We start from the raw sequence: 21,217 nt of genomic DNA, 5'->3' as shown, positions 1-21,217 counted from the left end.
ACATATTGATGCCTGCAGATATACCCCCCGACGTTATGATCTTACCCTGGTCTACATACTTTGTATCCCTGATAACCTCAATATCTTCAAAATCATTTTCCAGCCTGTCGAGGTCCATCCAGTGGGTGGTGGCTTTCCTGTTTTTGAGCAAACCTGCCTTCGCCAGCAAAAAGGCACCAGTGCACACCGAAGCCAGTATTTTTACGCTGCGATACTGTTCTGATATCCATTCAATCACCACCGGGTTATTGATCTCTATCTCCTCGGCACCATAACCACCGGGAATGATAACAATATCAAACGGTGGATGATCTTCAAAGCTACAGTTGGGCACTACCTGCAAGCCATTACGCGCTTTTAAAGTCTGCATGGTTTGCCCTACCAGCTTTACATCAAATATCTTAGTCCGGTCCAGGGCTTCTGCCAGCGAAAAAACCTCAAAAGGCCCGGCGAAATCCAGGACTTCGACTTCATTGAATACCAATATGCCTACTTTCATGGTTGATTACTTTTAACCCATTGAACCATTGTGTCAATCACTTCTTCTTTCCCGATCTCATTATGGGTTTCATGATACATACCTTTCCAGATCCTGAACTCCGCATTCATTTTACCTGCAAATTTTTCAGAAGCTTCCGGTGAGGTAATAGGATCATCCGAGCCATGCATAATTAACACCGGGATGGGGAGCGGAGTTGCATTTTGGAGAGCCCACTCTCCTGCTTCCACTATAGAAAAATAGGTTTCCGTAGTTATTTTATGGTTTACGAGCGGGTCTTCCTCATAAGCCTTGCCTACGGCAGTGTCCCGTGACAGATGATCGGGATTCAGTTCGTTATGTTCGGAATATTTGGGGTAGATCTTACGCACCAGCCTACCCATGGCCACTTTTATTTTAGGAGGATCAAACCTGAGCCTGAGCCAGGGAGACGTTATTACGGCCGCCTTAAATTGCTCTTTATCGCTTCTAAGCAGCAGGTTAGCAGCTATATTGCCGCCCATACTATGTCCGTATAGAAAAAGTGGAAGGTTGGAAAACTTGTCTTCAACCCATTCAATCAGCAATTGAAAGTCACCAAGGAGGTGGTTATAAGAAGGAGTATGGCCGCGTTTCCCACCGGATTTGCCATGCCCCCGTAGGTCGAGGCCGGCAAAACCATACCCGGCTTTATTATAGGCATCGGCTACATGATGGTATCGTTGGACGTGCTCTCCAAATCCGTGAACAAGGCATATAATACCTTTAGGTGGTATTTCCGGAGACCAGAGTTGTCCCCAAAGTTGAAGGTTGTCGCTGGTTTTTAAAGTTATGGCTTCGGTCATGAAGCAATATAACTTTAAGCTTTGTATTAGAAAAATGAATTCGCCCGTGAGTGGCGGCTTTCGTATTACTTAGGGTCAAGCGCAAAAGCTGGTGAGTAGCAGGGTAAAAGCTGAAGGTTTCAATTTAAAGATCGCAATACTGGTAAGTCAATGTAGTAAAAAATGGATACTAATGAACAGATATTTTGTGGATTTAGACATGTTTGTCAACTGCCCTTTTAAAAAATAAATACCAGATACGTATGTCTGAGTTCATACCTCCCCGGAAATTTCGGACTGATCCGTTACTTAGCCTTTATCTCATGATAGGCATTATCAATCATATCATTGATCACGCGAGGCAAAAGGTCAAGCTTAAGCGCTATTTTTTTACATAACTCCAGTTCTTTCTGGTCTACATCACCGTCCACCATCATTACGGCTACAAGGTCTGTAACCTGCTGGAGCTTTTCCTCATACTTTTTAGGGGCAATAAACTTTACCTCTTCAGGGTTGTTTTTTATGTTTTGGATGGTTTCGCTGCTCATACCCAAATGGTGTGCTACGCGGGAGAGCAGAGCCCACTCTTCGTCAGCAAGATGGCCATCTACCATAGCCACAGATATCAGGTTCTTGATATGGCTTTTCCTTCGGCCATCCTTGTCTGATTCGAAAATACTCAAAAGGCTCATTAAAAGTTTTTTAAGGTTTCCACTATAGTACAAAGTACCTGATCTATATCAGGTTTACACTATTTTAGTAACCCCAATAAAAAATAAAAGTTTCAACTTTGATTACTTTCTGATGGTGCTTTTCTGTAGCTGTAACGCCTTAAAATAGTTGTGGCACCACTCAGAGTGGTGCCACGGCTATGCGAACTATATATTCCTGCTAAAATCTTTATTCTTCAAAACCCTCATTATTAAAATCAGGGAATTTTTTACGGATGTTTTTATCGGTAGGCTTGCTGGGGTTTTCCCAGCCCGCATCCAGTTCCAGCAGGATCATTTTCTTGTTGTTGAGCTGTGCTTTAAGCTTATCTATATCGACATAGAAATTCTTGTCCCTGCGCTGCGATTTCAGGGCATATTGTCTCGCAAATTGATCGCCCTCTGCCTGTAGCTGGTTTCTGATATCTATATTCAGCTTAAGCTTTTCCATGATATCGTCTTTGGAGCGTCCCAGCACTTCTGTGGCTTCCAGTGTACCGAGCGTCATCACGGCTGTACCACCCACACCGGTCACGTAATCCTTTCTTTCATCTTCCAGAAATACAGGAGACACACCGGTAATAGCGCCCAGGGAGGCATTCAGTATGGATCTTTTTCTTTTTCCCTTCTTAGCCTGCCTCAATTGCTTGTTTAATCTTTTCTGGTTGTCATCTAACTGGTCAATGAGGTCCATGGTTTGCAGGAGCATACTTCTGTATTTGCTATACAGTCTCTGGTCTTTTTGTTCAAGGTTTTCGGCATCCATTACTTTAACGTCGAGGGCCCTTTCTGATCTCTTGTTTGACTCGTCTATTACATAAAAGATCAGCTCCACCATACTGCTGTTCTCAGCTTCACCTACAAAATCATAGCCAGGTGTCCAGGTAAACTCCCACTGGGTGGTGGTATTTCGTTTCAGCGAAGTTTTTGGCACCCGCATGTCATTGGAAACAAAGCCTACATCTTTTATATTATCATCACCGTTAGGGTCAGATACGTAGAAATTCAGGTTTAGAACCTCATCTTCATCAATGGTGATAAGCGTATCGTTAGGTACCATGGAAATTTCGGGAGGCAGATCAAGCTGCGTTGGTGCTATGATCAGCGTACCGGTAACCTCCAGTTTTTCCGGCTGGTCCTGCACCACAAACGGTACCCTTAACGGCTTTTGCCTCAAAGCCCTGAATTGGTTTCTGGAGGGCCTCCAACTGAAAGTGCCGAGTTCAGTCAGTTCGGCGCCTTCCGGCATCTCTGATAGTACAGGTTTAAACACAATCGGGTCTTCATCGGGGTCTTTGATCTGATTGAGCTGATTCAGGTTAAACTCATTTACCGCATACTGCTTTACATAGAAAACAGGAAGCTCATCTACAACCGGAGGCCTGTTTTTGTGAAGAACGGTAAATGGCACCTCCTTCCTTATTTTGTTACCGTCTTTGGAAACAGCCTCGAAGATTACACTAAATTCTTCCTTTTCGCGCACCCTGTCCACAAGGTCATAGGGAGGCGACCAGAAGAAGCTACCGAGCGAGTCGAAATGCAATGATAGCCCGCGATCCCCGTAGATCGAGTAGAGATAGCTTTTGGTGCCCTCAGGTTCTATAGTAAGGTCAAAGGCCAGAGTGTCACCCTCTTCGATTACGTTCCAGGCAAAATCGTCCGGAAATACGAAGTATGGAGCGGTTTGCCCACTGGCCAAATGGAAGCTGCCAAGCATAAACAGAATTATAATATTTCTCATCAAAATAGACTGTTTCCTTCTGATAACTACAAATTTAGAAATGAATTGTTTCTTAGGGGAGCCCTAATATATGAGTTTTAGATTACCCGTAGAAGTGATAGATGAATGAATCATATGAACGGTTAATAATTTCCCTCATTCAGGATTTTCTTCTTGATCTTTTTCTGATAATTTCTGCCAATAGGCAACTTCTTGTCCTGCACTTCTACATTGTTGCCTTCAAGCGATCTGATCTTGTCGATAGCCACCGTATAGGAGCGGTGGATCCGTAAGAATTTATTAGCAGGAAGGGCCTTGGTAATGCTTCTCAGGTTGTGGTGTGTGATCAGGTTTTCATATTGAGTAACCACCCTAACGTAATCTTTGAGGCTCTCGATATAGAGGATCTCCGAAAAGAATACTTTAACGATCTTCTTGTCAACTTTTAAAAATATAAAGTCGTTTTCCTGCTGTGCCTTGCCTTTCAAAGGATTGAGGGCCCGGTAATGCTCGGTGACTTTATCAATGGTCTTCACAAAACGTGACAGGGCAATAGGCTTTACCAGGTAATCAAATACGTCCAGCTCGAAACTTTCCACCGCATATTCACGGTAAGCCGTAGTGATTACCACCAGGGGCTTGGTGTCAAGGCTTTTGATGAAGTCTATGCCACTCAGCTCAGGCATGTTGATGTCAAGGAACATGAGGTGGATCTTGCTATTGCTCTTCAACACCTGGAAAGCCTCCATGGCATCGCTACAGCAAGCCACGATCTCAAAATCGTCAAAGCCTTTCAGGTGCCTCTTTATCACATTGATACCCAGAGGCTCGTCATCCACTATGAGGCATTTAATCTTCATCAAGTGTTATTTTAAGTGAAATCTGGTATGTCCGTTCATCCTCAATAATATCAAGATTGAAGTTTTTATCATATAGTAATTCCAATCTTCTCAGAGTATTCTGGATACCAATACCCGAATTGCTGCTTTGTTCATGGCTGGATTTGCTCCTGCCTTTGCTGTTTTTTACTTTAAAATATAGCACGTTTCCATTGAGGCTGAGGTTAATGCTTATAGGGATAGCGCCATTTTTATAATGTGCCCCATGCTTAAAGCTGTTTTCCACAAAAGGCATAAGAATAAGTGGAGGAATAAACTTGCCCTGGATGTTTCCCGATATATTTATCTCAGCGATCAGGTTGTCGCCATACCTCAGGCGTTCGAGATCGATGTAATTCTGAATGTGAGTAACTTCTTCGGGCAGGCTGACCTGGTTGTTTTTACCTTTGTAAATAACATAACTCATCAGGTCAGAAAGCTTCAATACCGTTTCCGGGGCCTTATCAGATTTGTCCAAAGTAAGTGAATAGAGGTTATTTAAGGTATTGAAAAAGAAATGGGGCTGTACCTGTGACCTTAGGAATGAAAGTTCAGTTTCATGGTTCCTTCGTTCAAGTTCCCTCGCCCGCCTTTGCGTTCTTACCCAGTCAATAATGAGCTTTATGGCAGTGGTAAGCCCCACCACGTACAACTCCCCGATAAAAACAGCTATGATATAATTAAAACCAAAAAGCGACTGCTCCTTGATCACCGACTCGCGCCACACCTCCGTGGTCACAAACTGATAGTTGAGCACAATACGCACCAGCGACATAGCCAGTATGGCAAAGAATAGCAGCACAAGATACTTGGGAAGCCTGTTTGGGATATACCGCGGCAGCAGATAATAAAGGTTAATGTATACAAGTATAATATGAATGGGGAACTCGACCAGGTTGGAACGTAGCGAATACCAGTAGTCATCAAAATAACTTCCCCACCTCAATGTGTTGAAAAGGAAGTAACCTATCCAGAAAACCAGGTGGTATACCAGGGGCTTTTTTACAAACCTGATCACGGCCTTCTTGATGTCCGCAGTGCTCTCCTTTTCGCTCGATGATATGGTAAATGCCTCCATCCGTTTCAGTACTTTTGTGATGTCTTTTAAATAAACATACTAATTTTTTCGGTATTAATCCCGCGCCTTTGCGCATAGCTTGCAGGCACCATTTCTCTCCGTATACCGAATGTTACCAAACAGCTATAAACTCCTGCCATTCAGCTAATAAAGGGGCTTAAACTTTATTTTTCGTCGATTCGGTGTCAAATTGAGGTTCAGAATCAACCCCTAATATTTATGAAAAAGTTTTTACTAATTGGCTTACTGGTGCCGCTGCTTACATTAAACGTAATGGCTCAGCGACAGGTCTCCGGTAAGATCGTCGATGAAACAGAAAACTCTCCGCTACCAGGAGTGAACATCATCGTGAAAGGTACCAGTATTGGTACCACAAGTGACGTAAACGGGGCTTACAGCCTTGAGGTCCCTGAAGAAAATTCCGAGTTGATATTTTCTTTCATTGGTTATAAAACCGTGGAAGTTAATATAGGCAATCGCTCGGTAGTAGACGTTACGCTTGCGCAGGACGTTACACAACTGGGCGAAGTTGTGGTTACCGCCCTCGGTATTGAGCGTGAACAGAAATCCCTAGGGTATGCAGTTTCAGAAGTGGAAGGCGAGGAGCTGACCGAGGCTAAGGAGGTAAACTTCGTTAACTCGCTTTCGGGTAAAGTTCCTGGTTTGCAGATTTCCCAAACCAATGGAGGCCCCGGGTCATCTACCCGTGTGGTTATCCGTGGTAATTCATCACTACTTGGCGATAACCAGGCGCTGTTTGTAGTTGATGGTGTGCCAGTGCTCAATAGTGGCGAAGGTGAAGGAGCCGACTTCTCCGGTAACAAAGATTATGGCTCTCCCATTCAGGACATCAACCCGGAAGATATAGAGTCGATCTCTGTACTTAGAGGACCGAATGCCGCTGCCCTTTATGGTTCCAGAGGTGCAAATGGTGTAATACTGATCACCACCAAAAAAGGGATCAGCAGAAAAGGGATAGGTGTAACACTAAACTCCAACCTGACTTTCGAAAGCCCGTTGATCGATCCTGACTTTCAGAATGAGTATGGCCAGGGCCGTTACGATGGAGCCCAGCAGCAAGCAGTGCATGACATTGATGCGGTAGGAAGCTGGGGCCCGGCTATCAACCCTTCTATTCAGGTACCCAGGTTTGACGGCGAAGGTACTGTTCCCTACGCCGCAGCGGGAGATGACTTTGATAACTTTTTCCGCACCGGAGTTACTGCTACCAACTCTGTAGCTATAAGTGGTGGGAATGACAGGGCCACTTTCAGGCTTGGTTATACTAATCTGGATAATAAAGGCATTAACCCAGGCTCTGAGTTTAAAAGAAACTCGTTTAACCTGAGACTGGGCTCTAACATCACCGATAAGTTTTATGTAGATACTAAGGTGACCTACACCAAAACCGATGCTGTTAACCGCCTTGAGTTTGGTGAATCCAGGTTTAACCCCATGCAGGGCTTTTTGCTTAAGCCAAGAAGTATCAGTGCAGATGTGGCAGAAAAGTATGCTGCATCACCTATTCCGGGCCTTCCCGGAGCCTATGAGTCCAATAACTGGGGCTACGGTATCAACCCGTTCTACCTGGCAGACAGGGAGCTGAACATGGATACCCGTGACCATTACCTGGGACTTATTACGCTGAAATACGATTTCACTGACTGGCTTAACCTACAGCTAAGAGCCTCTCAGGACTACTCTGTCTTTGATGTAGAAGACATCAGCCCTATCGGTGCGAACCCACAGGCTTATGATGGTACCATGACGGTGCAAAACTCAAAGCAAACCAGACGCACTTACGATGCGATCATAAACATAAGCAAAGACCTTAGTGAGCAGTTCTCATTGGGGGCAAACATAGGTGTGAGCCAGAACCGTATTTTTGGTGACCGCACATTTATCATCGCCAACGACCAGGTGGCACCCGGCTTAAAGTCGATCAACAACTTTGAGAACAAAGTGGGAAGCACCCTCAAGAGCGATGAAAAAGTAAACTCTGTTTTTGGTTCACTTCAGCTTGGGTTCAAGGATGTGGTGTTTATCGAAGCTACCGGCCGTAACGACTGGTCTTCAACGCTTCCTTCTGATAATAACTCATTCTTTTACCCATCTGTTACGGCCACCGCTATACTCAGCGACATGCTGAACCTTGATGGTGGCTTCCTTTCTTTTGCGAAACTGAGGGCAGGTTGGGCGCAGGTAGGTAATGGTACCACACCATACAACTTGTACAATGCCTACATCATTTCCCAGGACACTTACAATGGCGAAGTATTCCTTTACTATGGAAATGAAAGCAGCTCTACTCCTTATGAAGGCAGCCAGTATGGCATTTCTTTGAAAAATCCGAACCTGAAGCCTGAGCAAACCACTTCCGTGGAATTTGGTACAGAGCTGGGCTTCCTGAACAACAGATTGCGCCTTGACCTGACTTATTATAACTCAAAATCCAAAGACCAGATCTTTAATGTGGGAATATCCAAAACCACAGGAAGCGAGACTGTAGTAGTTAACAGTGGTGAGATCCAGAACAAAGGTATTGAACTTGCTTTGAGCGGTCAGCCCATCAAAAAAGGAGATTTCACCTGGGATGTCAGGATCTCTTACTCTAAAAACGAATCTGAAGTGCTGAGCCTGGCTCCGGAATATGACCTGGAAGACCTGCGTTTGGGTGGTGATTTCAATAACCGTATCCAGGTGTTTGCCAGCACGGGCAGACCTTACGGAGATTTGGTAGGTTCTACCTATACCCGCGATGACAATGGCAACATTGTTTACGGACAGGATGGTCTACCTGTGATCGGAGAAGTGGGTGTAATTGGTAATTCTAACCCCGACTTCCTGGCAGGTATCAACAACAGCTTCACGTATAAAAATTTCAACCTGGGCTTCCTTATAGATATCCGTGCAGGAGGTCAGCTTTATTCACTGACTGAGAATGATATGCACAGCCTTGGTGTACTTGAGGAAACACTCGAGGGCAGGGAGTACTACTCCGGAGGCAACGGCATCATGGTACCTGCCGGCGCAACTGTAGTGGATGCAGATGGTAATGAAGGAGGAACCCTTGATCCGACTGTAGCAGCAAGAGGTGTAGACCCTAATGTTTACTGGGGCAGACTGGGTGGTATTTCCGAAGCATGGGTTTATGATGCTGACTATGTGAAACTGCGACAGTTATCATTGAGCTATACTTTGCCTTCAAGCCTGTTGAGCAACACTTTCATCAATAGGGTGAAAATAGGCTATGTGGCCAGAAACCTGGCAATCCTTCATAAGAAAACCGACAATATCGATCCTGAATCAAGCTTTAGCAGTGGTAACCTGCAAGGGATAGATAGTTATGGCCTTCCTCCAACGAGAAGTCATGGATTTCAGCTAACTGTGGAATTTTAAGTGAGGAACCTAAAAATTAGAAAGCTATGAAACGATTAAATATTAATATCATAAAAGGAGCTGTATTTTTCTTCTCACTTTTCCTGATCACATCATGTGACAAAAACTTTGAGGAGATCAATTCAAACCCTAACGGAATTGACCCGAATACTGCATCACCGAGACGTGTGATGGCTACTGTTCAGATCTACGCATTTGGTGAGCCACGGTTCATCACCTGGAGGGGAAATATCATTTATTCCTCTCAGTTTGCGCACCACTACGTGTACAACTTTGCCGATATGGCATGGTTTCCCGGTACAGCCTATACCAACAATCAGGGCTGGACTGATAACGTGTGGGAATCATCCAACATAAAAGTAGCCGGTCACCTTAATGCCCTTCGTGAGCTTTTGGACCCTGAAGAGGACAAAGAAGAAGTGGCCGTGGTGAAGATCATTTCAGGATGGTTCTATCAGAAAATGACCGACATGTACGGTGATATACCCTATACGGATGTAGCCAAGCCGCGCACAGAGGTTGCTTATAAACCTACTTACGATGCTCAAAAGGACATATACAAAACGATTATAGAAGACCTTGGCGCTCAGATGGATGTGTTACAGGGAGCATCTGAACTTTCATTTTCAACAGGTGACTTTCTTTACCAAAGCAGTCCTGCCAACTGGATAGCATTTGCCAACACGCTCAGGCTAAGAATGGCACTGCGCTCCAGGGACGCATTTGAGGCCGCCGGAGAAGGTGCGTTCATAAACGGTGTGATCACCGACGCTTTGGCTAATCCTTTAATTGATGAGAGCAACGAAGCGGTTTTCCACAGAGCCCAGGAAGGACTTTTCCTGAGCGATCCTAATGAGTTGATGGGTGGACATGAAGATGTATGGTTTTCATTTGAATACAATCAGGCCCGCTGGGTATTGAGTGATAAGGTGGTGAACATCCTGCAAGACAACAATGACCCGAGACTTGAAAAAATAGCTATGGAGCCGGACAGTGTGCCAGGCGTATATACAGGACTTGAGCCTAACCTTGTGGCACCTCCGAAATACGGTTACGTATCAAAACCCACAGGATTGCTGAGAGGCGAAGAAAAGAATGATCCCGTTCCTGCTTACATCATCACGGCAGCAGAATCATACTTCCTTCAAGCGGAAGCAGCATTGCTGGGCTTTGCCGGTGATGCGGAAAGTCTCTATCAGTCAGGCATAAAAGCCCATATGAGCTATGCCGGAGTTGATGAAGCTGATGCTGACAATTTTATCACTACCGAGCCTATAGCATCTCTTTCAGGAAGTACTGCGGAAAACCTTGAGAAAGTATGGAGACAGCGTTGGCTGGCATTGCTAAACAATGGATATGAAGCATGGGCACTGGTAAGAAGGACCAATTTGATCCCTGATCAGGTTGGCACACAATACCTGTCCAACATAACCGATGGCAGTGTGCCTTCCAGGCTGGTGTACCCAACTTCCGAGCTGACCTTAAATGCTGATAATGTGGCAGCAGCTAACGGAGGCAAGCCAGACTTGATGACAACCAGTGTCTGGTGGGACGTAGACTGATAAATCAGTAACAAAGTATTCCTTGTCGCATTGAGTAAGCTGAATAGATATCTGAAAAGATTCTATTCAGCCACTCAGTGTAACCCTGAAAATACACCAGGGGTGGGCAGTTCTTGCCTGTTGACAAGTGAAACAGGAATTAAAAAAACAATATAGAAACAAAGTCAAATGGCCATAGCAGTAGGTATAGACGTAGGAGGCACAAGCACAAAATTGGGGGCAGTTACCCGCGATGGGCAGATCCTGTCCAAAGCCAGGTTTTCGACGCGAGATTTCCCTGACGGACAAGCTTTCCTTGAAGCCCTGAGCAGCAATATCAATCAGTTGGTAGCCGATCTTGGACAGTCTGGCGAGATTTTGGGCATTGGCATAGGAGCGCCAAAGGCCAATTACTTTACAGGCCTCGTGGAAGGTGCTGCCAACCTGCTTTGGAAGAGTCCGGTTGACCTTCGCGGCTATTTGCAAAACTATTTTAATGTACCGGTAATCGTTACCAACGATGCCAACTTGGCTGCTGTAGGAGAGAAGGAGTTTGGAGCAGCCAAACACATGAACAATTTCCTCTCTGTTACTATTGGCACCGGCCTGGGGTGTGGCATTTACATGTCCGGAACCCTTGTGCATGGCCAGAATGATGTGGCCGGAGAGCTGGGGCATACCTCAGCCAAGATCGGTGGCCGCGAGTGTCAGTGTGGTAAACAAGGCTGTCTTGAGGCTTACGTTTCTGCCAAAGGCATAGTGCGAACAGCTATGAAACTGCTGTCAAAGTATGAAGAAGACTCTTCTTTGAGGTCTATACCTGCGGGGCAGTTGAGTCCCACGATAATAGGTCAGGAGGCTCTCAACGGAGACAAAATGGCCTCGCTGGTGCTGGAGTTTACCGGCGATATCCTGGGGTACAAACTGGCAGATATGGTGGCAATGTTTAACCCCGAAGCAATTTTTCTTGCAGGAGGCGTAGCCAATGCAGGTCCGTTATTGCTCGACCCTACACTCGAAAGCATCAAAAAATACCTTTATAACACCTATCCGGACCCTGTTGTACTGCTTCCATCGGCCCTGAAAGATGATGAAATGGCCGTTTTGGGAGGAGGAGCACTGGTATGGGAGCATCTTGAAGATCAGATGGTAATTGTAAATTAATAAAACTAAAGAAATGGCAAAAACACTGGAAGAACATAGAAGCCTGGCACACCAACCTGTCGGGTTAACGGAAAAAACAAAGTTTGAAAAAATACATACCGAGATTTTTGATAACTCTACACAAGCCTCACTGGCCATAGCCCACGAGATAGCCGAGCTGATCAGGAAGAAGCAGGCCGCAGGAGAGCATTGTGTGCTTGGGCTGGCTACAGGGTCTTCACCTACTTCAGTGTACAATGAACTGGTAAGGCTACATAAAGAGGAAAGCTTAAGTTTTAAAAATGTAATCACATTCAACCTGGATGAGTACTTTCCCATGGAACCTGATGCGCTGCAAAGCTATGTCAGGTTTATGAATGAGTACTTATTTGACCACATAGACATTGACAGGGAAAATATTCACATACCTGACGGAACACTCCCTTATGAATTGGTGGAGTCTTTTTGTCAGCAATACGAACAAATGATCAAAGACCTGGGAGGAATAGATTTGCAGATCCTTGGTATCGGAAGAACAGGGCACATAGGTTTTAACGAGCCGGGATCTCATATCAATTCCAAAACCAGGCTGATCACCCTTGACCACATTACCCGCCTGGATGCCGCCAGTGATTTCTTCGGTGAAGAGAATGTGCCGAGAAGGGCCATCACTATGGGAGTAGGCACTATTATGCAGGCAAAACGTATTATACTGATGGCCTGGGGAGAAGGCAAAGCCAAGATCATCTCCCGAACCGTGGAAGGCGAAATTTCAGATAGCGTGCCCGCCACCTATCTCCAAAGCCACCCCAACGCCACGCTGGTACTTGATGACGGGTCTGCAGCAGAGCTTATTCGGGAAAAAACGCCCTGGTTGGTCAGGACATGCAAGTGGGACAATTATCTGGCTAAAAAAGCAGTGATATGGTTAAGCCTGAAATTGGAAAAACCCATACTCAAGCTCACCGACCGTGATTATAATGATCATGGCATGAGCGACCTGGTAGCAGAGCATGGCCCGGCTTACAATATTAATATTCAGATATTCAATGAGTTGCAGCATACCATTACCGGCTGGCCCGGTGGTAAGCCCAATGCAGATGATACCCACAGGCCTGAGAGAGCCAATCCTGCTAAAAAACGCGTGCTGATCTTTAGTCCGCACCCTGATGATGACGTAATCTCCATGGGGGGTACCTTTATCAGGCTGGTAGACCAGGGGCATGACGTACATGTAGCCTACCAGACGTCAGGAAACATTGCCGTTTTTGATGAAGATGTAATCCGTTTTGCAGATTTCTTCCGGGATTTTAATGACGAATATGATATCAGCAACCAGGATGGTAAAGGCATTTATCAGAACATCGTAGAGACGATCAAAAACAAAAAGCCCGGCGATGTGGACAGCAAAATGGTACAGGCCATTAAAGGATTGATTCGAAGAGGAGAGGCCAAAGCCGGCTGCCGTTATGTAGGGCTGACCGATGATAAAGCCCACTTTCTGGACATGCCTTTCTACGAGACCGGATTGGTCAAAAAGAAACCTTTGAGTGAAGAAGATATTTCCATCATCATGGACCTGATGAGGGAGATAAAGCCTCACCAGGTATATGCTGCCGGGGATCTTTCTGATCCGCACGGTACACACCGTGTTTGTCTCACCGCAATTTTCGAAGCCATAGAGCGCATGAAGGAAGAAGAGTGGATGAAAGACTGCTGGGTATGGCTCTACAGAGGTGCATGGCAGGAGTGGGATACCAATGATATAGAAATGGCAGTGCCCCTGAGCCCTGGCGAACTAACCAGAAAACGCAAAGCGATATTTAAGCACCAGTCGCAAAAAGATACAGCCCTCTTCCCAGGCTCCGACCCCAGGGAGTTCTGGATGCGTGCGGAGGATAGGAACCATGCTACGGCAACGCTTTACGATAAGCTTGGCTTGCCGGAGTATGAGGCGATAGAAGGCTTTAAGAGGTATAAATTTTAAATGTAGACTGAAGTATTGATGAAAATAAAACGGAGTTTAATCGTGATGTTACTGTGTCTGGGTTCTGGGTTAGGTTTCTCAGGCACAGATAGCGTCACCCATGACGACCTGGTGCTTATGCCTTATCCGGCCAGTGTGGAGATTAAGGAAGGCAAGTTCAGGTTAAATAAAGATTTTACCATTGCTCATGAGGGTAAAGCCCATGACAGGCTATTTGCCCAGGCCACCCGGATGCTACGGAGGCTGGACAGGAAAACAGGCTTTTTCTTTACCCAGGAATTCGTAACCCCGGAGGCAAAAGCAGGAGCGGGTTTGGTGATTAAAACACAGCGCCCCGGAGAGGTCAGGTTTGGTGAAGATGAATCCTACGAATTAACAGTAGGAGATAATCAGATCATACTCTCCGCAGCCAATGACATAGGAGCCATACGTGGTATGGAAACACTTCTCCAACTACTTAAGGCTGATGATGAAGGATACTACTTCCCGGCTGTTGAAATCAACGACCAGCCACGCTTCCCGTGGAGAGGCATAATGATAGATGTAGCGCGTCACTTCCAGCCCATAGACGTTATCAAGCGAAACCTTGATGGTATGGCTGCAGTGAAAATGAATGTGCTTCATCTTCACCTGGTTGATGATCAGGGTTTTAGGGTGGAGAGCAAAGTTTATCCCCAACTGCATGAAAAAGCTTCTGATGGTAAATATTTTACCCAGCAGGAAATCAAGGAGATCATTCGCTATGCCGATGAACTGGGCATCAGGGTCTATCCGGAATTTGACGTGCCCGGCCATGCTACAAGCTGGCTGGTGGCATTTCCCGAGCTGGCCAGTGCCCCCGGCCCGTATTCCATAGAAAGGAACTCCGGTATTTTTGATCCTACGCTGAACCCGACGATTGAAAAGACCTATGAGGTGCTTGGCAATCTCTTTGTTGAGATGTCCAACCTGTTCCCTGATCCTTATTTTCATATCGGTGGAGATGAAAATGAAGGGCACCACTGGGACCAGAACCAGGATATTCAGAAATTCATGAAAAAACATGGCATAAAGGACAACCATGAGCTGCAGACCTACTTCAATAAACGCTTATTGAAAGTGCTGGACAAGCAGAATAAAAAAATGGTCGGTTGGGACGAAATTTTGCAGCCTGATCTGCCAAAAACAGCCATCATACATTCATGGAGAGGTCAGGAGGGACTTGCCAAGGCTGCAAGCCAGGGCTACAAAACCATCCTTTCCAATGGATACTATATTGACCTGATGAAGCCAGCTTACAAGCATTACCTCAACGATCCCATACCCGCAAATTCCACGCTTACAGACGAGCAAAAGAAGAATGTGCTGGGCGGCGAGGCTACCATGTGGAGCGAACTGGTAACCCCGACAACCATCGACTCCAGGATCTGGCCAAGGACTGCTGCCATTGCAGAGCGCTTATGGTCACCGGCTGAGTTAAGGGATGTTGAAAGCATGTATGAAAGAATGGGAGAGATCAGCTTTTTGCTTGAAGAACATGGACTTACCCATATCAGGAACCGCGATGTAATACTGCGGAACCTCACTCAGCAAGCTGATATAGAAGCCCTCAAAGTGCTGTCTAATGTGGTAGAGCCACTGAAAGGCTACCGAAGAAACCCCGGGGGAGCAGTATATAAAACTTACTCACCGTTCGTGCTTTTTGCCGATGCGGCCATTGCTGATGCACCGGACGCAAGGGTATTCAACCGGTTGGTGACAGACTATCTGAATGGCAATAGCGAAGCCGAAGAAGGAATTAAGACGTGGCTTCAACTATGGAGTGCTAACCATGAGAAATTAGCGCCTGTGATTGCTAGATCTCCTGTACTCTGGTCGATCAAAGACCTTTCCGCCAACTTGTCTGCCATAGCCAAAATCGGTCTGGATGCCCTGGAAGGCGAGTTGCAGGAAGGAGATATCATGAGCCAGCTCAATAGCTATCACAGTGCCCTGGCCAAACTGGAGCAAAGCCGGGAGCAGGGTGGAAGAACTGACCTGCAGGTGGTGAATTCCATCAAGCAATTGGTTAAGAGCAAGGCCGGTGTGCTGGCAGCTTACCGGGCAGAAAACAATGTTACTGTAGACGGTGATTTTTCTGACTGGAACGATGTAACCTGGAACTATTTCGTTCCTGCCAAACACCTGAACTGGAACGATACCTGCCACTTCGCCATCAAATGGGATAAAAAGAACCTGTACTTTGCCTTTAAAGTTGATAATTCTAATTTGCAGGCTTTGGCCAATTCGCGCGACAAAGAAGGTCTGCATATGGACGATGGCATAGAGTTCCTGCTCGATACCGATTTTGACCGAAGTAAAGAGTGGAAAGATGATGATCTGGCGTACCATGTCAACGTGCTGAATGCCATCATAGATGACCGTGGAAGTTTAAAAAATGGCGAGTACAACAACGGCTGGAATGGCAATGCCAAAACCGCAGTAAAAGTATCGGGTACGGTAAACGACCCTTCCGATAAAGACCAGGGCTACCAGGTAGAAGTGGCCATAAGCTGGAAGGAGATAGGCAAGGCACCCAAAGATGAGCTGGTGATGGGCATTGACCTTTGTGTAAATGACAGGGACGATGTATATCAGCAGTACCGCTATTTTGACTATATGAACCTTCCCGTTTTTCATATGCCGGCGGGGTTTGCCAAATTGGTACTTGTAGACAAAAATTTTAAGGAGCGGACTTCATTTGAGCAAGAGTAGCAGATTACTTTCTTTGGACGTGTTCCGGGGAATAACCATAGCAGCCATGATCGTGGTCAACAATCCGGGGTCATGGTCTGCGGTATATCCTCCGTTACTACACGCGAGCTGGCATGGCTGTACACTTACTGACCTGGTATTTCCATTTTTCCTGTTCATAGTAGGTGTTGCCATTTGCCTCTCATTAGGCCGTGTGGCCAATCAGCCAGAAAACCATAAGAAGGTAATCCTTAACGTGGTCAGGAGGAGCATCGTCCTCTTTCTCATCGGGCTTTTCCTGAATGCGTTCCCGTACTTTGACCTTTACGAACTGCGAATACCCGGTGTCCTCCAGAGAATCGCCGTTGTATTCCTCGTTTGTGCCATTATATTCCTGAAAACCAACCGCAGGACACAGATAGCAATCGGAGGTATTATTTTAGTTGTTTATTGGCTCATGTTCCTTATTATACCTGTACCGGGAGTAAGTACCGGCAGCCTCGAACGGGGCGCCAATCTTGCGGCATGGGTAGATTCGCTGCTCCTGCAAGGGCATATGTGGACAGTGACCAAAACTTGGGATCCCGAAGGAGTACTAAGCACACTTCCGGCTATTGTTACAGGAATAACAGGCATGCTCACCGGTCAATTGATCAGCAGAGCAGATCTGAGCAGGGAAGAGAAGCTCATCAGGCTATTTGTTTCAGCAAACCTGCTGATAGTGGCAGCCCTTTTCTGGAGCCTGTTCTTTCCTATCAACAAAAGCCTGTGGACCAGCTCCTATGTGCTGTATACAGGAGGTATAGCCATACATTTTTTGGCATTCCTGTACTGGTTACTCGACGTAAAAATGCACCGAAGCAAATACTGGGAGCCCTTTAAAGCCTTTGGGATGAATGCCATTTTTGTTTACGTGCTGTCTATGCTGCTGGCCAGTTTACTGGTCGCCATACCGGTATCAGAAGGGCGAAGCCTCCAGGAGTGGCTCTACGGTGGGGTGACGTCAGTGATTGGTGATGCTTACTTTTCCTCCTTCATATACGCCCTGCTCTTTACCTTATTGATGTTTGTCCCTACATGGGTTTTGTACAAAAGAAATATTATTATCAAAGTTTAATATCCCCTATTCATGATTTTAGAAACCATTGACTGGATCTCCGTAGTTGCATTTTTTGTAATCTCGTTGGTAATAGGAATAGTAGTTGCCCGTCAGGCCGGCTCCAGTGTATCCGAATTCTTTTTGTCGGGGCGCAACATGCCCTGGTGGTTACTGGGTGTATCCATGGTGGCTACCACATTTTCTGCCGATACCCCAAACCTGGTCACTGACATTGTCCGTCAGAATGGTGTTTCCGGCAACTGGGAGTGGTGGGCATTTCTGCTCACCGGTATGCTTACCGTATTTGTTTACTCCAAACTCTGGCGAAGGTCCGAGGTGCTCACCGATCTTGAGTTTTATGAGCTCAGGTACAGCGGTCGTGCCGCGGCTTTCCTTCGGGGGTTCCGTGCCGTTTACCTCGGCGTGTTTTTCAACATCATGATCATGGCCACGGTTTGCCTTGCAGCCATTAAGATAGGAGGGGTGCTGCTTAACCTTTCACCGGTCCAGACCCTTCTGATTGCTTCCGTGGTTACGGTGATTTACAGTTCTTTGGGTGGACTAAAAGGGGTTTTGATCACCGACTTTGTCCAGTTCATCATTGCCATGATCGGCTCTGTGTGGGCATCGTACGTTATTGTAAACCTGCCTGAAGTAGGCGGTATGGCCAATATGTTGTCACATGAGGCAGTGATCCCCAAGCTGAATATCCTGCCTGATTTTAATGATACTGAAACCCTGATCCCCTTGTTTATCATACCGCTTGCGGTGCAGTGGTGGAGTGTATGGTATCCCGGTGCCGAGCCGGGAGGAGGAGGATATATCGCACAAAGGATGCTGTCTGCCAAAAATGAGCAGCATGCCATCGGGGCAACCTTATTTTTCAACATAGCACACTATGCCCTGCGACCCTGGCCGTGGATCATCATAGCCCTGGCCTCTATAGTGGTATTTCCTACGCTGGAATCCATTCAGGCCGCCTTCCCTCACCTTGAGCCGGGCATTGTGCAGCATGACCTGGCCTATCCGGCTATGCTTACCTATTTGCCGCACGGTCTGTTAGGTGTGGTTATCGCTTCATTGATTGCGGCCTTTATGTCAACCATTTCCACACACCTCAACTGGGGCTCTTCTTACGTGGTCAATGATGTATACAGGAGGTTTATCAATCCCGAAGCCTCCGATAAAGAAATGGTAAACCTGGGGCGGCTTTCCACGGTTTTGCTCATGGTGTTTGCTGCAATTATGGCATTGTACCTTGAAAATGCCATTCAGGCCTTCAGGATACTTCTCACCATCGGTGCCGGTACAGGCCTGATCTTTATCTTGCGTTGGTTCTGGTGGAGGATCAATGCCTATACAGAGCTTGCCGGTATGGTGGCTTCATTTTTCATAGCCATATATTTTGAGTTTATCCATGAGGGACTGGGGTTTGATCCTATACCTAACCATTACCGCCTGCTGCTCGGGATCACCATTACCACCATAATATGGCTTATAGCTACGCTCATGACCCGGCCTACCAGCAAGGAGAAACTGAGGGAATTTTATTTGAAAGTAAGGCCGGCCGGTCCAGGCTGGGAGCCGGTAGTGAAAAAAGCCAAAAATGACAACATTAGCATTCCAGAGGTGAAGCACAACCTGAGCTTGCAAATACTGAGTGTGTTCATAGGAAGTATTACCGTATTCTGTGCCCTTTTTGCCTCCGGGTATTGGATCTATCAGAACGTCATGCCTGCCATAGTACTGAGTGTGATCAGCGTTGCGGGTGCCGTATGGTTGGTGGTGATGTGGAAAAAACTATCACGCTGAAGTTGTGGATAACACCTACAGCATGGGAAAGCGGTTACTCATTTTTTGGGATCGGGAGAGGCTAAAAATGATTGAAAGTGCCTGAAAACTATAATGTAGCATAAAGTTGAAGCATATGGCATAGTTGTTTCATTGATTTTGCCGGAAATCAAACGTTAATAACTATGAACCAATTTAGAATTACAATACTTTCAATGGCGCTGGTTTTCGCAGGCTTATCGTTTGCACAGGCTCAGACTCCACGCGGAGGTATAAAAGGTGGTTTGAATTTAAGTAACCTTTATATAGATGACGTGGAAGATGAGAATGTAAGAACAGGCTTTCACGCCGGTATTTACACGCAACTTATGATTACCCCTGCATTTGGGATTCAGCCCGAGCTTAATTATTCAACCAAAGGAGCCAAAGCGGAGTATGATGTGCTGGGCTTTGAAGGAGAGAATAAATTTAACCTCGGATACATTGATATGCCCGTATTGGCCACATTTAAGTTAGGTGATGATGCCGATATTCACTTCGGGCCATACTTTGGCTATCTCGTAGGTGTAAGCACTTCCACGGAGGGAGACTTTGGCGATGGATATGAAGAACTTGACCGCGATGACTACAAGAAGTGGGACTATGGACTGGCCGGTGGACTGGCCCTGAATTTTAACCCGGTGAGTATAGGCCTGAGGTATAACTATGGCCTGAACAAAATTGCCGACAGTGATGAAGCAGAAAACCTGATAGGTGATGCTAAAAACTCTGTGGCCCAGGTTTATGTAGCCTTTAACATGCATTAGTAAAGGCTTAACTCAATAACATTGAGGATCTAAATGAGGGGCTGGTGCAGAGAAACTTCAGTAACACGAGGTTAATGGTTATTTGATCGGATCGCCAAATTTCTGCCCTGCTCCTCATTACCTTTTTCTTGTAATGTGCGTCACAAACTTTTTATAGCGGTTAAGGCCGTACTGATTGGCAAAAAGCCTCATGGCAAAATACAGGTCACCCTTATTATCCCCGATACTTTGCCTCACCTCTTCCATAAAGGTTTCCCTCACTATTTTAGGCAGGCTATGCGGCAGATATTTCTGAATCTCCTGACTAATGGTTGCAGAAGGAATCTGTTTTAGCGATTCAATAGATTTGTGAATATAAGCATCAAGGTAGTGGTCGTGGTTGTCCTCAATCAAAGTTTCACAATATTTTTCAATAGAATCCATTACCAGCTTTGGGCCGACAGGTATGATCTGTACCTTTTCGTCAGGCTGCTCCTTACCTTTGGAAGATACAATATTGTAAAAGTTGAGGTTGGTAATGCCTTTTATTCCTAGGCCTATGGTCAGCGGATTAAGTACTGCCGCTACATCCCCCTCAGGAAGTAAATTCTTTTTGAATAGCACCCAATAAATGAATGTCGCCAGCAGGCCATGCGCTATACCATACAGGTGAAAGGGAATGGATATTTTAAATAAGAGCAGGTAATTTTTTCTAAACTTGCGGTGCCCATACTCAAGCATTGAGATGGGGTAGGCGGCAATAAAGGTAAGTAGGTAAGGTAGATAAGGGTTTTCGAATATCATGGGAAGATGACTATGCCACTTTAGACTGGCCTTCTTCGGTAAGGTAAATCTGATTGTCCACTAACCGAACCAGTCCTTTCTGGGAAAAGTTTTCAATCACCTTCCGCACATCTCCCGATGTTGCATTGAGTTTATAGGCCAATACATCCAGGCTTATGCTTGAAACGCTATCCTCCAGCAAGTCTGCAAGAGTTTTGGCAATTGTTAAAGATAATGGCTCGACAACCTTCATAACTAAAAAGTTTTACACTACAAAATAACAAAATTT

The 21,217-nt window shown here is 45.9% G+C and carries 16 protein-coding genes; 8 read left to right on the top strand and 8 right to left on the bottom strand.

The annotated features are described in order from the left end of the window. The 6 genes from E1163_RS14810 to E1163_RS14785 form a co-directional block, all read right to left on the bottom strand. Positions 1-499, bottom strand: a 499-nt coding sequence (locus E1163_RS14810; RefSeq protein WP_155173151.1) for a DJ-1/PfpI family protein, incomplete at its 3' end; no start/stop codon positions are given. Next, entirely contained in the window at positions 496-1,323 is an 828-nt protein-coding gene (locus E1163_RS14805; protein WP_155173149.1) for an alpha/beta hydrolase, read from the bottom strand. The genes E1163_RS14810 and E1163_RS14805, both read right to left, overlap by 4 nt. Before the next feature lie 284 nt (positions 1,324-1,607). Next, positions 1,608-1,994 carry a tellurite resistance TerB family protein gene (locus E1163_RS14800; RefSeq protein WP_155173147.1) on the bottom strand — a complete coding sequence of 129 codons (387 nt, stop codon included), beginning with the start codon at positions 1,992-1,994 and terminating at the stop codon, positions 1,608-1,610. A 208-nt stretch (positions 1,995-2,202) separates the two neighbouring features. Next, positions 2,203-3,753 carry a hypothetical protein gene (locus tag E1163_RS14795; RefSeq protein WP_155173145.1) on the bottom strand — a complete coding sequence of 517 codons (1,551 nt, stop codon included), beginning with the start codon at positions 3,751-3,753 and terminating at the stop codon, positions 2,203-2,205. Positions 3,754-3,875: 122 nt separating this feature from the next. Then, positions 3,876-4,592, bottom strand: a complete 717-nt coding sequence (locus tag E1163_RS14790) for a LytR/AlgR family response regulator transcription factor (RefSeq protein WP_155173143.1) — start codon at positions 4,590-4,592, stop codon at positions 3,876-3,878. Beyond that, positions 4,582-5,688, bottom strand: a complete 1,107-nt coding sequence (locus tag E1163_RS14785) for a sensor histidine kinase (RefSeq protein WP_155173141.1) — start codon at positions 5,686-5,688, stop codon at positions 4,582-4,584. The genes E1163_RS14790 and E1163_RS14785 overlap by 11 nt, the downstream gene beginning before the upstream one ends. A gap of 219 nt (positions 5,689-5,907) precedes the next feature. Between E1163_RS14785 and E1163_RS14780 the strand changes: the two genes are divergently transcribed. The 8 genes from E1163_RS14780 to E1163_RS14745 all read left to right on the top strand — a co-directional run bounded on the left by E1163_RS14780 (position 5,908) and on the right by E1163_RS14745 (position 20,166). Then, positions 5,908-9,087, top strand: coding sequence for a SusC/RagA family TonB-linked outer membrane protein (locus E1163_RS14780; RefSeq protein ID WP_155173139.1), 3,180 nt, complete (start codon positions 5,908-5,910; stop codon positions 9,085-9,087). Positions 9,088-9,113: 26 nt separating this feature from the next. Next, the gene (locus E1163_RS14775; RefSeq protein WP_155173137.1) at positions 9,114-10,649 is read left to right on the top strand and encodes a SusD/RagB family nutrient-binding outer membrane lipoprotein; all 1,536 of its coding nucleotides are present in this window, start codon (positions 9,114-9,116) and stop codon (positions 10,647-10,649) included. Positions 10,650-10,817: 168 nt separating this feature from the next. Continuing rightward, positions 10,818-11,792 (top strand): ROK family protein, encoded by a 975-nt coding sequence (locus E1163_RS14770; protein ID WP_155173135.1) that lies wholly within the window; start codon positions 10,818-10,820, stop codon positions 11,790-11,792. A 13-nt stretch (positions 11,793-11,805) separates the two neighbouring features. Then, the gene (nagB, locus tag E1163_RS14765; protein ID WP_155173133.1) at positions 11,806-13,758 is read left to right on the top strand and encodes a glucosamine-6-phosphate deaminase; all 1,953 of its coding nucleotides are present in this window, start codon (positions 11,806-11,808) and stop codon (positions 13,756-13,758) included. Between the two features lie 45 nt (positions 13,759-13,803). Then, positions 13,804-16,491 carry a family 20 glycosylhydrolase gene (locus tag E1163_RS14760; RefSeq protein WP_246223697.1) on the top strand — a complete coding sequence of 896 codons (2,688 nt, stop codon included), beginning with the start codon at positions 13,804-13,806 and terminating at the stop codon, positions 16,489-16,491. Next, positions 16,478-17,587: an acyltransferase family protein gene (locus tag E1163_RS14755; protein WP_155173129.1), complete on the top strand. Its 1,110-nt coding sequence runs from the start codon at positions 16,478-16,480 to the stop codon at positions 17,585-17,587. The genes E1163_RS14760 and E1163_RS14755 overlap by 14 nt, the downstream gene beginning before the upstream one ends. Positions 17,588-17,599: 12 nt before the next feature. After that, positions 17,600-19,381 (top strand): sodium:solute symporter family protein, encoded by a 1,782-nt coding sequence (locus E1163_RS14750; RefSeq protein ID WP_155173127.1) that lies wholly within the window; start codon positions 17,600-17,602, stop codon positions 19,379-19,381. Between the two features lie 164 nt (positions 19,382-19,545). Further along, the gene (locus tag E1163_RS14745) at positions 19,546-20,166 is read left to right on the top strand and encodes a porin family protein (RefSeq protein WP_155173125.1); all 621 of its coding nucleotides are present in this window, start codon (positions 19,546-19,548) and stop codon (positions 20,164-20,166) included. A gap of 117 nt (positions 20,167-20,283) precedes the next feature. On the opposite strand, the gene E1163_RS14740 is transcribed toward E1163_RS14745, so the two are convergent. Together E1163_RS14740 and E1163_RS14735 are read right to left on the bottom strand one after the other, a co-directional pair. After that, positions 20,284-20,949, bottom strand: coding sequence for a hypothetical protein (locus E1163_RS14740; RefSeq protein WP_155173122.1), 666 nt, complete (start codon positions 20,947-20,949; stop codon positions 20,284-20,286). A 10-nt stretch (positions 20,950-20,959) separates the two neighbouring features. Next, on the bottom strand, positions 20,960-21,181 hold the full coding sequence (locus E1163_RS14735) for a hypothetical protein (protein ID WP_155173120.1): 222 nt from the start codon (positions 21,179-21,181) through the stop codon (positions 20,960-20,962). Positions 21,182-21,217 lie beyond the last annotated feature (36 nt).

Source organism: Fulvivirga kasyanovii, from assembly GCF_009711405.1.
GTDB classification, from domain to species: Bacteria; Bacteroidota; Bacteroidia; order Cytophagales; family Cyclobacteriaceae; genus Fulvivirga; species Fulvivirga kasyanovii.
Note: the sequence above shows the minus strand (reverse complement) of the source record. Positions and strands in the feature narration are given on the sequence as shown.

Excerpts from the sequence above, each read along its gene's own strand:
- E1163_RS14750 (WP_155173127.1), top strand. The coding sequence starts at position 17,600 with ATGATTTTAGAAACCATTGACTGGATCTCCGTAGTTGCATTTTTTGTA.
- E1163_RS14795 (WP_155173145.1), bottom strand. The coding sequence starts at position 3,753 with ATGAGAAATATTATAATTCTGTTTATGCTTGGCAGCTTCCATTTGGCC.
- E1163_RS14785 (WP_155173141.1), bottom strand. The coding sequence starts at position 5,688 with ATGGAGGCATTTACCATATCATCGAGCGAAAAGGAGAGCACTGCGGAC.
- E1163_RS14760 (WP_246223697.1), top strand. The coding sequence starts at position 13,804 with ATGTTACTGTGTCTGGGTTCTGGGTTAGGTTTCTCAGGCACAGATAGC.
- E1163_RS14790 (WP_155173143.1), bottom strand. The coding sequence starts at position 4,592 with ATGAAGATTAAATGCCTCATAGTGGATGACGAGCCTCTGGGTATCAAT.
- E1163_RS14800 (WP_155173147.1), bottom strand. The coding sequence starts at position 1,994 with ATGAGCCTTTTGAGTATTTTCGAATCAGACAAGGATGGCCGAAGGAAA.
- E1163_RS14770 (WP_155173135.1), top strand. The coding sequence starts at position 10,818 with ATGGCCATAGCAGTAGGTATAGACGTAGGAGGCACAAGCACAAAATTG.
- E1163_RS14740 (WP_155173122.1), bottom strand. The coding sequence starts at position 20,949 with ATGATATTCGAAAACCCTTATCTACCTTACCTACTTACCTTTATTGCC.
- nagB (WP_155173133.1), top strand. The coding sequence starts at position 11,806 with ATGGCAAAAACACTGGAAGAACATAGAAGCCTGGCACACCAACCTGTC.
- E1163_RS14735 (WP_155173120.1), bottom strand. The coding sequence starts at position 21,181 with ATGAAGGTTGTCGAGCCATTATCTTTAACAATTGCCAAAACTCTTGCA.
- E1163_RS14775 (WP_155173137.1), top strand. The coding sequence starts at position 9,114 with ATGAAACGATTAAATATTAATATCATAAAAGGAGCTGTATTTTTCTTC.
- E1163_RS14780 (WP_155173139.1), top strand. The coding sequence starts at position 5,908 with ATGAAAAAGTTTTTACTAATTGGCTTACTGGTGCCGCTGCTTACATTA.
- E1163_RS14805 (WP_155173149.1), bottom strand. The coding sequence starts at position 1,323 with ATGACCGAAGCCATAACTTTAAAAACCAGCGACAACCTTCAACTTTGG.
- E1163_RS14745 (WP_155173125.1), top strand. The coding sequence starts at position 19,546 with ATGAACCAATTTAGAATTACAATACTTTCAATGGCGCTGGTTTTCGCA.